General features: G+C 72.2%; 11 protein-coding genes and 1 pseudogene. 5 read left to right on the top strand and 7 right to left on the bottom strand.

Annotation, left to right across the window (positions count from 1 at the left end; genetic code table 11):
- Window positions 1-662: 662 nt before the first annotated feature.
- The 5 genes and pseudogenes from Pta02_RS17670 to Pta02_RS17690 all read right to left on the bottom strand — a co-directional run bounded on the left by Pta02_RS17670 (window position 663) and on the right by Pta02_RS17690 (window position 6,911).
- A complete protein-coding gene (locus Pta02_RS17670; RefSeq protein WP_203875948.1) occupies window positions 663-1,220 on the bottom strand; it encodes a type II secretion system F family protein in 558 nt (185 codons plus the stop codon).
- A gap of 663 nt (window positions 1,221-1,883) precedes the next feature.
- Window positions 1,884-2,591, bottom strand: coding sequence for a type II secretion system F family protein (locus Pta02_RS17675; protein ID WP_203875949.1), 708 nt, complete (start codon window positions 2,589-2,591; stop codon window positions 1,884-1,886).
- Window positions 2,592-2,920: 329 nt separating this feature from the next.
- Window positions 2,921-4,084, bottom strand: a pseudogene (locus Pta02_RS17680) (TadA family conjugal transfer-associated ATPase); the annotation flags it as partial.
- Window positions 4,081-5,148, bottom strand: a complete 1,068-nt coding sequence (gene ssd / locus Pta02_RS17685) for a septum site-determining protein Ssd (protein WP_203875950.1) — start codon at window positions 5,146-5,148, stop codon at window positions 4,081-4,083. The gene ssd and the pseudogene Pta02_RS17680, both read right to left, overlap by 4 nt.
- A gap of 989 nt (window positions 5,149-6,137) precedes the next feature.
- The gene (locus Pta02_RS17690; RefSeq protein WP_203875951.1) at window positions 6,138-6,911 is read right to left on the bottom strand and encodes a Fic family protein; all 774 of its coding nucleotides are present in this window, start codon (window positions 6,909-6,911) and stop codon (window positions 6,138-6,140) included.
- A 330-nt stretch (window positions 6,912-7,241) separates the two neighbouring features.
- Between Pta02_RS17690 and acs the strand changes: the two genes are divergently transcribed.
- The gene (gene acs / locus Pta02_RS17695; RefSeq protein ID WP_203875952.1) at window positions 7,242-9,227 is read left to right on the top strand and encodes an acetate--CoA ligase; all 1,986 of its coding nucleotides are present in this window, start codon (window positions 7,242-7,244) and stop codon (window positions 9,225-9,227) included.
- A gap of 186 nt (window positions 9,228-9,413) precedes the next feature.
- Here the strand turns inward: acs and Pta02_RS17700 are convergent, their stop codons facing one another.
- Window positions 9,414-10,997, bottom strand: a complete 1,584-nt coding sequence (locus Pta02_RS17700; RefSeq protein ID WP_203875953.1) for an ABC-F family ATP-binding cassette domain-containing protein — start codon at window positions 10,995-10,997, stop codon at window positions 9,414-9,416.
- A 392-nt stretch (window positions 10,998-11,389) separates the two neighbouring features.
- Here Pta02_RS17700 and Pta02_RS41275 point away from each other — a divergent pair, with 392 nt between their 5' ends.
- From Pta02_RS41275 to Pta02_RS17720, 4 genes are all read left to right on the top strand, one after another.
- Window positions 11,390-11,668 (top strand): Na+/H+ antiporter NhaA, encoded by a 279-nt coding sequence (locus Pta02_RS41275; RefSeq protein WP_239130822.1) that lies wholly within the window; start codon window positions 11,390-11,392, stop codon window positions 11,666-11,668.
- Window positions 11,665-12,141, top strand: coding sequence for a phage holin family protein (locus Pta02_RS17710; protein WP_203875955.1), 477 nt, complete (start codon window positions 11,665-11,667; stop codon window positions 12,139-12,141). The genes Pta02_RS41275 and Pta02_RS17710 overlap by 4 nt, the downstream gene beginning before the upstream one ends.
- A complete protein-coding gene (locus tag Pta02_RS17715) occupies window positions 12,138-13,061 on the top strand; it encodes an alpha/beta fold hydrolase (protein ID WP_203875956.1) in 924 nt (307 codons plus the stop codon). Before Pta02_RS17710 ends, Pta02_RS17715 begins: the two co-directional genes overlap by 4 nt.
- A 122-nt stretch (window positions 13,062-13,183) precedes the next feature.
- Window positions 13,184-13,690, top strand: a complete 507-nt coding sequence (locus Pta02_RS17720) for a DUF309 domain-containing protein (RefSeq protein ID WP_203875957.1) — start codon at window positions 13,184-13,186, stop codon at window positions 13,688-13,690.
- A gap of 153 nt (window positions 13,691-13,843) precedes the next feature.
- On the opposite strand, the gene Pta02_RS17725 is transcribed toward Pta02_RS17720, so the two are convergent.
- A complete protein-coding gene (locus Pta02_RS17725) occupies window positions 13,844-15,037 on the bottom strand; it encodes a MarP family serine protease (protein WP_203875958.1) in 1,194 nt (397 codons plus the stop codon).
- Window positions 15,038-15,088: the final 51 nt, after the last annotated feature.

Here is a 15,088-nt window from a genome sequence, read left to right on the forward strand (position 1 = left end):
TATTCGCGTTCCACCGACAGCAGGTGCCGTGCCGCACCGGAGACGCCGTGCCCACGGAGGGCGCCGCGCCGTACGGAAGGTTCCAGAGCATGTAAGGCGCCAGTCCGCGTTGAGGATGCCGCGCCCAGCGGAAGGCGCTGAACCGCATGGAAGACACCAGACCGCGTTGAGGGCGTGTGCCCAACGGAAGGTGCTGGGCTGCATGGAAGGCGCTGGGCTGCATGGAAGGCGCCGGAGTGCACGACGGATGTCGCACACGGCGGGATGCCGCATCTGAGGGCCGGGGAAGATGATCAGAGCACCGAGCAGGAGCGACCGGTTCTCGCATCGCCGTTCCCGCACGCACATCGCCGTTCCGCCCACTGCGGCATCCGGTTTATCCCCAGGTGGGGTGTCTTCAGCCGCAGAGGCGCGCGCCCTCCCACAGAGAGCCCGCAGAGAGAACCCGCCCTCCATAAGGCCCAGCCGCACAGGTCACAGGGGGATGGAAAGCGCCCGAGACAAGGGGGTCGCGGAAGAAGAGTCATCAGCGCGAACACAGGGCGGCGCGGACCACTGACGGCCTCGTCGCGAGGAGCCGGTGAACTCCGCGTCACTTATCCACAGCGCTCCGCTTTTTTCTGTGGATAAGTTCTCGCAAATGCACAGGACCTGTGGATAACTTACGGAAGTAGGACCTTGCTCGCGAGACCGGCTACGACGGGAACGATGCCCAGAAGAACGAAAGCGGGCAGGAAACAGAGGCCCAGGGGCATGACGGCCTGAACTCCGGCCCGCCGGGCGGCGGCCGCCGACATCGCCCGGGCGGCATGGCGGGAGTCGTCGGCCACTCGAGTCAGCATGCTGGCCACAGGGGCGCCGCTGAGTGCCGCCCGGCTCATGGTGCGGGCGAAGGGGGCGAGCGTCTGCTCGGAGCCGAAGGCGGACCATGCGCTTTCCGGGGTCGCCCCCAGCCTCAGCTGCCCGTTCACCCACGCCAGCCGGTCACCGAGCGGCCCGCCGATCGCCTGGACGGTGATGTCCAGCGCCCCGGTGACCGGTTGTCCCGCACGCAGGCAGGCCACCATGAGGTCGGCCGCCAACGGCAGGTCGGCGGTGATCCGGTCACGCTCCCGGCGCACCGCCGGAGGCTCCCGCCTTCTGAGAAGCAGAGGTACGGCGACGGAACCGATGGCTCCTGCGACGATCCCGGCCAGACCTCCCACCGCGAGAAAGAGCATCGCCCCTGTGATGACCGCGACGAGGATCTCCCGCCTGTCGAAGCGCCCCCTGCCTCCGGACCCGTGGTGCCCGCCCGGCCCTGCGACGGTTCCCGCCGAGGAAGACTCTCCGGCCGTCGGCGCACTCACATTCCCGATCACTCTCACTCCGTGATCGATCATCCCGGCTCCGCCTCCGGTTCCGGTGGGAGCCGTTCCGCCGCTGCTCCGCCCCGGCGCTCCCGAGAATGTTCCGGCCCACCCTCCGGGCGATCCCGGCCCATCCGAGGCCGATCCGATCGACCCGGCCGGTCGTGGCCGATCCCGGAATCCCGTCCGGTCTCCCCTTCCGTCGCCGCTCGTGCCCCCTGCGGCCGGGATCCGCCGGTCTGCCCGGTGAAGCCGACGAGCGGGGTCGCCGGGGGACGTCCACAGCCACGCGGCGGCTCCGGCGAGCACCATGGCCAGGACACCGGCGGTCGCAGCGTTCATCGCTTCTCTCCGATCACGATCACATCAGGTGAGCAGGAAACCCATCGCCACAGACCGGGTAGACGCCCGGCAGCCGTAGGCGCCACAACCCTCGAGCCGGGCGACCACGCGGCTCCCTGCTGCAAACAACAGAGATCTCGGTCTCTTCGGCTTGGGCCGGCGGGCGGGCCGCCACCGCACGCGACACGGGTCTCAGGTCTGCTCGGCTCTGGTGACCAGAAAGCGGGTCCACCACAGGCCGCAGCCGTCGAGGGCGACTCCGACGATCAGGCATGCCGCCCCGGCGGGGCCGCCGAGGAGGAAGTCGAGGGGGCGCATGCCCAGGCCTGTCGCCATGAGCAAGCCCAGCGCGGGGAGGCCGGCGAGCAGGCGGGCGGTCGCCCGAGGGCCGGCGAGCTGGGCGGCGACGTCTCGCCGGTGGGCTTCGGCCTCCCGGAGGGAGGCGGCCACCCGGTCAACGAGAGCCGAGAAGCCACCGCCGACGGTCGCAGCGGCCCGCCAGCACGCCGCCAGGCGCTGTAGTCCTTCGCCTCCCCGCTCCGGGGCCGCAGCCAGCAGGGCCTCGGACACGTCACCCCCGTCTCGCGCCACCGCGATCACGGGCCTCATCACCATCGGATCGGGGAACTCCATCGACGACACGGCACGGGACAGCGCCTCGCCTGCGGTGCGTCCCGCGGCCAACTCGGCAGCGAGGACCTGACAGAGCTCGACGGACGACGCCCTCCACGCCTCGGCCTGGCGGGACGGCCGGGTGAACCGGGTGATCCACCGCAGGAGATCTCGGGGCCCATCCGGGCCATGCCGTCGCAGGCGCAGACGCTCCAACCGCGCGGTTCCCGAATCGGGTCCCGTCCACAACCAGGCCGCCAACGCGGCGAGGATCACGGCCCCGGTCATGGTCGGGCAGGACCGCCGGGCCACCTGGCGGAGGCGGCGGAGGATCGGACAGGGGTGGTCTCCCTGGCGGGAACGGCCGGCCCCCTGACGGTCGGGACCCAGGTGGCAGGAGCGCCGGATCCCCTGGCGGGGACAGCGGAGGCTCCGGCGGCATGGACGCCGGACTCTCCGACAGAGACGAGCGCGCTCTCGGGGGTGGGGGCCCGCGGGGGAAGAGCACCGGACCCCCTCGTGGAAGGAGGTAGGACTCCAATGGCACGGGTGCCGGGAGTGGTGGTGAGGCGGGTGGGTCTTTCAGGGGTAAGAAGGAGGGTTTCGGTGATGGGGGCCCGGGTGGTGAGGGCGGGAAAGGCCGGGCCGGGGATGGCCTGACCGGTCGGGGAGAAGGTGAGGGCGGGTTCCGCCTCGACCAGGCCGGAGGGGCGGCGGGTCATCATGCAGATCTCGGTGATCCGTCGGCGGCCGTCGGTGTGATCGCGGGTGAGGTGGATGACGACGTCGAGAGCCGCGGTGATCTGGCTGTGGACCGCCTCCCGGGTGAGACCGGCGGCGCAGGCGAGGGCTTCGAGGCGGGCGGGCACGTCGGCCGCCCTGTTGGCGTGGAGAGTGCCGCAGCCGCCCTCGTGACCGGTGTTGAGCGCCGCGAGCAGGTCGACGACCTCCGCGCCGCGGACCTCTCCGACGACGAGCCGGTCGGGGCGCATGCGCAGCGCCTGGCGGACCAGGTCGCGCAGTCCCACGCCGCCGGCGCCTTCGAGGTTGGCCGGACGGGACTCCAGCCGCACCACGTGGGGGTGCAGCGGCCTCAGCTCGGCGGAGTCCTCCACGAGGAGGAGGCGCTCGCCGTGATCGGCGAGGGAGAGCAGGGCCGACAGGAGCGTGGTCTTGCCCGTGCCGGTGCCGCCCGAGATGAGGAAGGCGAGCCTCGACTCGATCACCGCGGTGAGGACGGGGACGGCGTCGGCCCCGATCGTGCCCGCCTCGACCAGCTCGGCCAGGCCGAACGTGTGGCGCGGCGGGAGCCTCAGCGACAGGCAGGTGCCCCCGGGGGACACGGGGGGCAGGACGGCGTGCAGCCGGACGCCGCCGGCGAGTCTGGCGTCGACGTAGGGGCAGGCGTCGTCGAGGCGCCGCCCCGCCGCCGCGGCCAGGCGCTGGGCGAGCCGCCGCACCGCCTCCTCGTCGGGGAAGGTGACCGAGGTGCGGCGCAGGCCGTGGCCGTCGTCGATCCACACCTCCCGGGGGCCGTTCACCAGCACGTCGGTGATCTCGGCCTCCGCCAGCAGCGGTTCCAGCGGGCCCGCGCCGATCAGGTCGGCGCGCAGGGCGCGGGCCACCGCCAGGATCTCGGCGTCGCCCAGGACCGCCCGCTCCGCCCTCAGCGCGACGGCGACGTGCGCGGCGCTGGGTTCGACGCCGGTCCGCGCCAGCCGTACTCGGACGGCTTCGATCAGGTCGGGTGAGACCGCGCGGGCGGGTGCGGACCTGCTCATCTCGCGGCCTCGGGCGGGAACGGGCCGGAGGCGACCGCGGACCGCAGGAACGCCTCACAGAACCGGCCGAGCGGGGTCCGGCTGCCGAGCCGGGGGACGGTGCCGCGGTTCAGGACCGCGGTGAGGCGGGGCTGGTCCGGCAGGCTCCCTGCGCACGGGACGCCGAGCGAGGCGGTGACCACCTCATCCTCCAGGATGCCGGTGCGGACGGCGGCCCGGATCTCTCCGGTGTGCTCCCGCAGGACGGTGAGCGTCTGGGCCGCGGCCAGGACGCCCCGCACGTCGGCGGTGACGACCAGGAGGGTGGTGGCGGCGCGGCCCAGAGCCTCCGCGGCGGCGGGATCGGGCCGGCGGGGCAGGTCGACGACCACGAGGTCGAACCCGCGTTGCCCCGCGTCGAGCACCGAGCGCATGGCCTCGGCCGGAATGGCGCCGGCCTCGCCCCTGTGGAAGGACAGGAAGGTCAGCCCCGAGACGCTCGGAAGGGCCGCCCGAAGCGCGGTGAAGCTGACCCTGCCCTCGCGGGCGACGAGGTCGGACCAGCGGGCCCCCTCGGTCTCCTCCTGGCCGAGCAGGAGGTCCAGGCCCCCGCCGAGCGGGTCGGCGTCGACGAGGAGGGTGCGCAGGCCCCCGCGGGAGGCCACCAGCGCAAGCGAGGCGGCCAGGACGCTGGCCCCGGCCCCACCACGGCCGCCCGCGACGCAGACGACGAGACCGGCCCGCGCGGCGGGCTCCACGGCGTCGGCGAACTCGTCGACCAGCCGCCGCTCCGCGGAGGGCAGCTCCAGGACGGCCTGGGCCCCCACCGCGACGCACTTGCGCCAGGTGTCGGGGTCTTCGGGGCCGTGGGTCACCAGGACGACCCGGTGGCGCGGCGGGGGCCGGGTCGCGGCCAGTGCGTCGGCCGCGTCGCCGCCGACGACGACCATGGGGGCGCGGGCCCAGTAGGGCCGGGCGTGCGCGGGCGCGTGGGCCACGTCGAGCTCCGCTCCCGCCGCGGCGGCGACGCGGAGAAGGTCGTCGAGCAGGTCGGGGTCTTCGGTGATGACCAGAGGGCGGTCCAAGGGTGCCTCCCAGAAGCGTGGGAAGCCCACCTTCGGGGAGAGGCCGCTTCGGCCGAGGCTCCGAGCGGCGTTCTGTGGACGGCCGGACGGCGCGGAGCCCGCCTGTGGAAAACCCGGAGCCCGGCTGCGGTTCAGAGTCCGGTCACGGACCGGGGCCCGGCCGTGGAAATGAGTGGCGACCCCCGCTGGGGGGGATAGCGGGGGTCGCCGACCGGTCCGGCTCCGGGGGGGTAGAGCCGGTCCCGTTTCAGAAGAAAGCTTTCAGCAGAAGGCCGGAGGTGGCAAGAGATCGGTGAACCCGACCATGCGCAATACCCCGGCCCATGGCGATACAACCGTATGCTGCCTCATCGCTTGAGTTTCGTCGAGGAGCAATCTCTGGTTTTCTCCGGTTTTTTTCAAATAACGATCTGGTCACCGCGACTTCCGCAATCGAGAATCCTCCGGAGCCGACTCCCGGCCGATCACAGAGGGTGATCACTTCCCGGAACGCCGAGGTGACCTTCGCCCAAGCGCCTCCCGGCCCCGAGGGGTTCAGCAGACGTCCGCGACAGTTGGCCGGCGAACCTTCCCCTCTCCGTAAAGGTCTTGGTCCCAGGGGTTCCCATCAGCCCGGATTCGTCGTACAAAGGTTGCACGGACATAGTGTCCGGGCACGGCCATCGGGCACCCACGCGCGACCAGCCGCGGGAGGCGCGTCGAGACGGGCTTGACCCGCTCCGACGATTACAGGTGCACGCTTGGTAACCCGATGAGGCGTGCTGGCGACGGCGCCCCTTCCAGGGGCGCCGTCTGCTTTGTTCTCCGGGGATGTCCGTAATTCCCCGTCCGGATCTCCGGCCGCGCCGTACGAGCTCTCCCGCCGTACGAGCTCTCCCGCCGTACGAACTCCCCGCCGTACGAACTCCCCGCCGTACGAACTCCCCGCCGTACGAACTCCCCGCCGCATGAGCTCTCCCGCCGTACGGCTTCCGCCGCCGCTCAGCCGCTCAGCCGCGCTGCATGGCCTCGCAGATCGCCGTGGCCTCCCGCACGCCCAGCGTGGTCGCCTCCGCGCAGTGGCGCACCCACTGCGCCACCCCCTCGGCGGTGCCGGTCAGATAGGCCCGCAGGCTCTCGCCGTAGGCCTCTCCCAGCTCCAGGTGACCCAGCTCGACCGCGGCCAGCGACTTGGGGTCCAGGCCGAACTCCACCAGCGTCAGCCGCTCCGCCGCTCTTGCGACGATCCCGTCCGCCGTGCCGAACGGCCGCAGCACCGCCAGCTCGGCGTGCACGATCGCGGCCAGCACCAGCGCGGGCGCCTTCGATCCGCTCGTCACCAGGCCGACCAGCCCGTCCACCCGGGTCACCGTCTCCCCGGGCCCCGGCGCGGCGCCCAGGCCGAGCGGGTCGGACGCCTCGGCGCGGGCCCGGGGGCGGCCGAGGTCCTCGGTCAGCCCCACGGCGGCCAGCGTGTGCAGCCTGGCCAGCGCCTGCCGCGGCGCCGTACGCCACACCGAGCCGAGCCGTCCCAGCTCGGCCGAGACGCGCAGGGCGCCCTGGACGACGGGGTCGGTGACCTCCGGGATGGCCTCCAGCGGGACGTCCACGCCGTCGAGCGCGGCGGACGCGCGGGCACCGTGCAGGGCGGAGCGGGCCGACACCTCGGGGCTCTTGCGCCGCAGTACGCGGTGCCGGTAGAGGCGGTCCACGGCCTCGCGCACGCCGGCAACCGCTTCCGGCACTCCGGGCAGTTCGGCGATGACAGCCAATGGGTCGTTCACGGAGTCCGACCCTACCGGCCGGTCGGGAAGCTTCCGACGCCGCCGTGGAATCCGCGGCGGAAATGACCGCTGAACCGTTCACCGAACGCATCGCGCCATCCGGCGCACCGCCGTACCAGATCCCCTGGAATAACGCCTGCGACATTTCTAGGGTGTCGGAATCGCAACGTTTCTGGCGTGCTCGCTACTTACCGTCAGCGATGTTGTCGACCTGTATGTCTCTTATCACTGCTTGGTACAGACCTGTCTAGACCTCTTGTGGCGGGCACCTGTGGCCTGGTGAAGTGGGACACGTCCGAAGCTGACGAGCAGTACGAGAAGGAGTGCGTAGTGGCCCCGGAGACCCCTGGTTCCGAACCGCGTGAGGCCCAGGAGACGCTGTCGAACCTGCTGCACGAGACCCGGCGGTTCGCTCCTCCTGCCGAGCTCGCCGCCGCCGCCAATGTAACCGAGCAGGCCTACGCCGAGGCCGAGGCCGACCGTCTGGCCTTCTGGGAGAAGCAGGCCGGGCGGCTGGACTGGTCCAAGCGCTGGGACACCACCCTCGACTGGAATCCCCCCTTCGCCAAGTGGTTCGTCGGCGGAGAGCTGAACATCGCCTACAACTGCGTCGACCGCCACGTCGAGGCGGGCCGCGGTGACAAGGTCGCCTACCACTGGGAGGGCGAGCCCGAGGGCGACGCCCGTACGATCACCTACGCCGACCTGCGGCGCGAGGTCGCCAAGGCGGCGAACGCGCTGACCGAGCTGGGCGTCGGCAAGGGCGACCGGGTCGCGATCTACATGCCGATGATCCCCGAGCTGCCGATCACGATGCTCGCCTGCGCCCGCATCGGCGCCGTCCACTCGGTGGTCTTCGGCGGCTTCTCCGCCAGCGCGCTCAGCGGCCGGATCCAGGACGCCGACGCCAAGGTCGTGGTCACCGCCGACGGCGGCTACCGCCGCGGCGCGCCGAGCGCGCTCAAGCCGACCGTGGACGAGGCCGTCAAGGAGTGCCCGGGCATCGAGCACGTGCTCGTGGTCCGCCGGACCGGACAGGACGTCGGATGGGGCGACAAGGACGTGTGGTGGCACGACCTGGTGGAGCGCCAGAGCGAGGAGCACACCCCGGTCCCGCACGACTCCGAGCACCCGCTCTACATCCTCTACACCAGCGGCACCACCGGGAAGCCCAAGGGCATCCTGCACACCACCGGCGGCTATCTGACCCAGACCGCCTACACCCACCACGCGGTCTTCGACCTCAAGCCCGAGACCGACATCTACTGGTGCACCGCCGACATCGGCTGGGTGACCGGTCACTCCTACATCGTGTACGGCCCGCTCGCCAACGGCGCCACCAGCGTCATCTACGAGGGCACCCCGGACACCCCGCACCGCGGCCGGTTCTGGGAGATCGTGCAGAAGTACGAGGTCACGATCCTCTACACCGCGCCGACGGCGATCCGCACCTTCATGAAGTGGGGAGATGACATCCCCGCCAAGTACGACATGTCGTCCCTGCGGATCCTGGGCAGCGTCGGCGAGCCGATCAACCCCGAGGCCTACGTCTGGTACCGCGAGCACATCGGCGGCGACCGGACGCCGGTCGTGGACACCTGGTGGCAGACCGAGACCGGAGCCATCATGATCAGCCCGCTGCCGGGTGTGACCAGCGGCAAGCCCGGCGCGGCCATGCGGCCGCTGCCCGGCATCACCGCCGACGTGGTCGACGACCAGGGCCAGAGCGTCCCCAACGGGGGCGGCGGCTTCCTGGCGATCCGCGACCCGTGGCCGTCGATGCTCCGCACGATCTGGGGCGACGACCAGCGCTTCATCGACACCTACTGGTCCCGCTTCGAGGGGATGTACTTCGCCGGCGACGGCGCCAAGCGCGACGAGGACGGCGACATCTGGCTGCTGGGCCGCGTCGACGACGTCATGCTCGTCTCCGGCCACAACATCTCCACCACCGAGGTGGAGTCGGCCCTCGTCTCCCACCCGAAGGTCGCCGAGGCCGCCGTGGTCGGCGCGACCGACCCGCTGACCGGCCAGGCCATCGTGTCGTTCGTGATCCTGCGCGGCGGCGCCGAGGAGAGCGCGGACATCGCCGCCGAACTGCGCAACCACGTGGCCAAGACGCTCGGCCCGATCGCCAAGCCCCGCCAGATCCTGGTGGTGCCCGAGCTGCCGAAGACGCGCTCCGGCAAGATCATGCGGCGTCTGCTCCGCGACGTGGCGGAGAACCGCAGCATCGGCGACGTCACCACCCTGGCCGACAGCACGGTGATGAACCTCATCTCCGAGAAGCTGCCCAGCGCCAAGAGCGAGGACTGACGATCGGCGAGGTGACCCCGGGTCGCTCTGCGTGCCGGCGTCGTACGGCGCGCAGGTGAGCACAGGCGTCGTACGGCGCGCACGGTGAGCGCGCACGGGCGCCGGGGTGGAAGGGCGCGGGCCGGATGGCTCGCGCCCTTCCCGTTCGGAGCACGACCTGCCCGGGCGCCGCCGGGCGCCACCGGGTCAGGCGAGGGACACCAGATCCGTGTAGCCGGGGCTCCACAGGTCCTCGGCGCCCTCGGGCAGCAGGAGCACCCGGTCGGGCCGCAGGGCCTCGACCGCGCCCTCGTCGTGGGTGACCAGGACGATCGCGCCCCGGTAGGCGCGGATCGCCTCCAGGATCTCGTGCCGGGAGGCGGGGTCGAGGTTGTTGGTCGGCTCGTCGAGCAGCAGGGTGTTGGCCCCGGAGCAGACCAGGGTCGCCAGGGCGAGCCGGGTCTTCTCCCCTCCGGAGAGCACCCCGGCGGGCTTGTCGGCGTCGTCGCCGGAGAACAGGAACGACCCCAGGATCCGCCGGGCCTCGCCGTCGGTCAGCTGCGGCGCGGCCTCGGCCAGGTTCTCCCTGACCGTGCGCTCCGCGTCGAGCGTCTCGTGCTCCTGGGCGTAGTAACCCAGCCTGAGCCCGTGCCCGGGGACGACCAGGCCCGCCTCCGGCCTCTCACGGCCGGCCAGGATCCGCAACAGGGTCGTCTTGCCCGCGCCGTTGAGCCCGAGGATCACGACCCGGCTGCCCCGGTCGACGGCCAGGTCGACGCCGGTGAACACCTCCAGCGAGCCGTACGACTTGGTCAGGCCCATCGCGGTGAGCGGCGTCCTGCCGCACGGGGCCGGCTCGGGCAACCGGATCCTGGCGACCTTCTCCGTGCGCCGTTCGGGCTCGGTGACGGCGAGCATCCGCTCCGCCCGGCGGGCCATGTTCCTGGCGGCGACCGCGGTGTTGACGTTGGCCCGCATCCTTCCGGCCTGGGCGAGCAGGGCGCCCGCCTTGCGCTCGGCGTTGACGCGCTCGCGCCTGCGCCGCCGGTCGTCGGTCTCCCGCTGGGCCAGGTAGGCCCGCCAGCCGACGTTGTAGACGTCGACGGCCGCCCGGTCGGCGTCCAGGTGGAAGACCCGGTTGACGGTGGCCTCCAGCAGGCCGGTGTCGTGGCTGATCAGGACCAGCCCGCCCCGGTAGGAGGCCAGGAAGGCCCGCAGCCATCCGATCGAGTCGGCGTCGAGGTGGTTGGTGGGCTCGTCGAGCAGCAGCGTGTCGTGCCCGGCGAACACGATGCGGGCCAGCTCGACCCGGCGCCGCTGCCCGCCGGACAACGTGCCCAGCGGCTGGGCCAGCACCCGGTCGGGCAGGCCCAGCCCGGCGGCCACCCGCGCCGCCTCGGCCTCGGCCGGATAGCCGCCGCGTGCCTGGAACTCGGCCTCGGCGCGGACGTAGGCCCGCATCGCCCCGTCGTCGGCGGCCATCGCCACCTCGGCGGCGCGCAGCTCGCGGACGATCCGGTCGAGGCCCCTGGCCGACAGGATCCGGTCGCCGGCGGTGATGCCGAGGTCTCCGGTGCGAGGGTCCTGCGGGAGGTGGCCGACCGAGCCCACGCGGGTGACGGTGCCGGCGGCGGGCTGCGCCAGACCGGCGAGGATCTTCGTCAGGGTGGTCTTGCCCGCGCCGTTGCGGCCGACGAGGCCGATCTTGTCGCCGGGGGCGACGCGGAAGGCGGCGCCGGACAGCAGCAGCCGGGCGCCGGCGCGCACGTCGAGGTCAACAGCAGTGATCATTTTTGTTACGCTCCGTAATCAGTGGAAGACACAGGGGTGGTGCGAGTCCTGGTCGTCCAGCTAGGAAGTACGGGGCGTAGCCATGGGACCGAGATTAGATCGCCCCCGTGTCCGAGTGCACCCGGTTTTCTCCCGGCGGGGATCGCGCCGCCGCACCGCGACATCGGGATCGGCGGTGTTCGCCGGGCCCACGCCGGGGTAGCGCCGGGCTCATGATCCTCATCAGCGGGCGAACGGTCCGCCTCCGCAGCCGGGCGGCCCGTGCCCGCCGGCGAACGGCCCGCCGCCGCGGCAGAGCGGGCCACGATAGAGCGGGGCACAGCAGAGCGGGCCAGGACCGAGCGGGGCACAACGGAGCGGCCCGCAGCGCACCGATCGTTGTCCACAGCCGGATGACCTCTGCCCGCGGCTGTCCACAGGCCGGGGGACCGCACTGGCGGGATGCCGCCGCGGTGCCGATACTGGCCGGAGTCGGATTCACCGTGTCACTGCCCCCCGGCGGCCTCGCCTTCGGCGATGATCCTGGGAGGGCGGCCGCGGTGACCACCGGCGTGCTCGTGGCGAGCCCGTCGCCTCGCTTCCGGCGGCGATCCTGCTCAGGGTGCGCGTGCGCAAACACCTCAGCACGCAGGATGATGTTGACACCCGCGCTCGATAGGAGATCGTTATGACGCAGAATCCGGCCGCCGAGCCGCAGGAGGAGTCGCTGGGCTCGCTGGTGGCCGCCGCCAGCGGCCACATCTCCACCCTGATCCGCTCCGAGGTCGAGCTGGCCAAGGCCGAGTTCAGGTTCGACGCCAAGCGGGTCGGCGTGGCGGTGGGGCTGTTCGCCGCCGCCGCCTTCATCGCCCACCTGTGCCTGATCCTCATCTCGTTCGTCATCGCCTACGGGCTGGTGGCCCTGTTCGACTGGCCCGAGGTCCTGGCCTTCGGCGTCGTCACGACCTTCTACCTGATCGTCGCCGCCGTGATGGTCACCTTCGGCATCCGGCGCTTCAAGGGCCTGACCGGAATGAAGCGGACGATCCGCTCGCTCAAGTACCTGAAGACCGGCGAGAGCGAGATGGGTCCCGTCGTCTTCCACGAGCCGCCCACCGCCGGTCGGCTCGGCACCCACCGAGAGTCAGTGAGACCGGACCGATGATCACCTCCGACGAGTCCGTGGTCCGGGTCGAGGGCCCGTGGACCCACCGCTCCGTGCACGCCCGCGGCACCCGCTTCCACGTCGTGGAGGCCGGTGAGGGCCCGCTCGTGCTGCTGTTGCACGGTTTCCCGCAGTTCTGGTGGAGCTGGCGTCACCAGCTCGTCTCCCTGCCCGCGGCGGGCTACCGCGCCGTCGCCGTCGACCTGCGCGGCTACGGCGCGAGCGACAAGCCGCCGCGCGGTTACGACCTGCCCGCCCTGGCCGCCGACGCCGCCGGGCTGATCCGCGCCCTGGGCGAGACCGGCGCCGTCGTCGTCGGCCACGACTGGGGCGGCCTGCTCGCCTGGACGATGGCCGTGCTGGACCCCAAGGTGGTCCGGCGGCTGGTCCCGGTCTCGGCCCCGCATCCTCTCCGGCTCCGCTCGGCCATGGTGGCCGATCCGTTCGGGCAGCTCAGGGCGAGCAGCCACGCGCTGGGCTTCCAGCTGCCGCTCCTGCCCGAGCGCCGCCTGACCGCCGACGGCTCCGCCCGGGTGGGCCGGCTGCTGCGGGGGTGGGCCGGGCCCGAGGGGCTGGGCGAGGAGGCCGTACGGACCTATCGCGAGGCGTTCCGCATCCCCAACGTCTCCCACTGCGCGCTGGAGTACCACCGCTGGTTCGCCCGCTCCCAGGTTCGCCCGGACGGCATGCGCTACGCCAGGCGGATGCGCGCGGAGATCGACAGGCCCACACTGCACGTGCACGGCGCGCTCGACAGCCGCTTCCTGCCGCGCACCGCCCAGGGCTCGGGCCGCTATGTCGTCGCCCCCTACCGCTGGCGGCTGATCGAGGGCGCGGGCCACTTCCCCCACGAGGAGCGCCCCGAGGCCTTCGACGCCGAGCTGATCGGCTGGCTGGCCGACCCGGAGCCAGACCGGTGATTCCCGGAGCCAGACCGGTGACCTTCGGAGACCGCGACCCGGAGCCAGACCGGTGACCTTCGGAGACCGCGACCCGGAGCCAGGCCGGTGATCCTCAGAGACTGCGATACGGAGCCAGACCGATGATCCCCAGGGACCGCGACCCCGACGGCCGGGCCCGCAACCGGCGGCCCCGCGACGCGTTCGGCCGTCCCCTGCCGCGCGGCGCCGAGGGTGTGGAGCGCGTTCCCGACGACTACGCCCCCGGCGCCGCCGAGGCCCTCGCCGAGGCGTGCCGCCTGCTCGGGCAGGAACGCCCCTTCCACGCCCACGAGGTGCTGGAGGCCCGCTGGAAGACCGGCCCGGCCGGGGAGCGCGAGCTGTGGCAGGGGCTCGCGCAGGTCTGCGTCGGACTCACCCATCTGCAGCGGGGCAACCGGCGCGGGGCCTCGGCGCTCCTCACCCGCGGCGCCGACAGGATCGCCTCCTACGGCCCGCCGTACGGGGCGATCGCCGCGGCGGCCCGCGAGCTGGACGAACAGGACGGCCCGGACCCCTCCGCCGCCATCGCCGGGATCGCGGCCCTGCTGGAGACCGCCTCCCCGCCGGCCGGGGTCAGCGGCCGCACTCCCGGGCCTCCACCCGATTGAACGGCCCACCCCAGCGACCGGGGCCGGCGACCGCACTCCCAAGCCGCCACCCCGTCGAACGGCTCAGAGCCGCCCTCGGCGACCGGGGCCGGCGACCGCACTCCCAAGCCGCCACCCCGTCGAACGACTCGGGGCCATCCCCACCGTCCGGAATCAGTGATCGCACTCCTGGGTGTCCACCCGGTTGAACAGCTTGGAGCCGTCCTCGGCGTCCGGGGCCACCTCGGCGGCGGTCAGGACGTAGCCGGTCTCCTGCTGGTCGAGGGCGGCGGCGAAGACCACGCCGTAGACCCGGCCGTCGGGCGTCAGCAGCGGCCCGCCGGAGTTGCCGGGGCGGACCAGGCCGCGGATGGCGTAGACGTCGCGGATGACGGTCTTGCTCTCGTAGATGTCGGGGCCCTTGGCCTGCTGGCGGACCCGGATGCGGGCCTCGTTGAGGGTGTAGCCCTCCCCGTGCGGGAAGCCCGCGACGATCGCGTCGTCGCTCTCCCCCGCGGTGCCGTCGAAGCGCAGGATCGGCAGGTCCAGCCCCGAGACGTGCAGGATCGCGATGTCCCTGTCGGGGTTGTAGAGCACCACCCTGGCGGGACGGACGTTGTTGAGATAGTCGACGACCTCGAGCTCCTGGTCGACCCCCGCGACCACGTGGGCGTTCGTCATGATCTTGTTCTGGGCGTAGACGAACCCGGTGCCCTCGATGTGCTTGCGGCAGCTCGACGCCACACCCTGGACCTTGACGATGCCCTTGCGGGCCCGCTCCAGCTGAGCGCCCTTGGCCACGCTCTTGTCGGGCGGCGCCACGTCGACGAACCGGCCGCCCCCGATGTCGTCGAAGACCTGGGGGAAGCCGGAGGTGTCGAGCAGGTCCCTGATCGGCTCCTGGATGTCCCTGGCCGCCTGCGGGATCGTCTGGTCGAGGGCCCTGAGCAGCAGCGACCTGTTGACCTGCTCGCTGATCATCGTGAACGGGGAGACGGCGAGCAGCGAGCCGATGAACCACGCGACGATCAGCACCGCCAGCGCGCTGGCGAACGTGCCGCCGACGGCGTCGACGACCTTCGCCGGTTCCCAGGTGACATGGCTGCGGATCACCGCGCCGACCGTCGAGGAGGCGAACTGCCCGACGATCGCGGTCAGGAAGACGATCACGATGGCGAGCAGCGCGCGCTCGGTTTCACCGTCGATGACGGCGTCGGCGATCGGGGGCGCGATGAAGACGCCCAGCAGCACGCCGCCGACGAAGCCGATGAAGCTCAGGGCTCCGATGATGAACCCCTGCCGGTATCCCGACACCGCGAAGGCCACCATCAGGGCGATCAGGATAAGGTCGAGGAGATCACCGCTCACCCTTCAAAGGTATCCAGCTCATCCCCCGCGCGTGCACCCGTTGCGGCGCCT

Source organism: Paraplanobispora takensis (genome assembly GCF_016863195.1).
GTDB classification, from domain to species: Bacteria; Actinomycetota; Actinomycetes; order Streptosporangiales; family Streptosporangiaceae; genus Planobispora; species Planobispora takensis.

Excerpts from the sequence above, each read along its gene's own strand:
- Pta02_RS17700 (WP_203875953.1), bottom strand. The coding sequence starts at position 10,997 with ATGATCACTGCTGTTGACCTCGACGTGCGCGCCGGCGCCCGGCTGCTG.
- Pta02_RS17670 (WP_203875948.1), bottom strand. The coding sequence starts at position 1,220 with ATGCTCTTTCTCGCGGTGGGAGGTCTGGCCGGGATCGTCGCAGGAGCC.
- Pta02_RS17710 (WP_203875955.1), top strand. The coding sequence starts at position 11,665 with ATGACGCAGAATCCGGCCGCCGAGCCGCAGGAGGAGTCGCTGGGCTCG.
- Pta02_RS17675 (WP_203875949.1), bottom strand. The coding sequence starts at position 2,591 with ATGACCGGGGCCGTGATCCTCGCCGCGTTGGCGGCCTGGTTGTGGACG.
- Pta02_RS17715 (WP_203875956.1), top strand. The coding sequence starts at position 12,138 with ATGATCACCTCCGACGAGTCCGTGGTCCGGGTCGAGGGCCCGTGGACC.
- Pta02_RS41275 (WP_239130822.1), top strand. The coding sequence starts at position 11,390 with ATGACCTCTGCCCGCGGCTGTCCACAGGCCGGGGGACCGCACTGGCGG.
- Pta02_RS17720 (WP_203875957.1), top strand. The coding sequence starts at position 13,184 with ATGATCCCCAGGGACCGCGACCCCGACGGCCGGGCCCGCAACCGGCGG.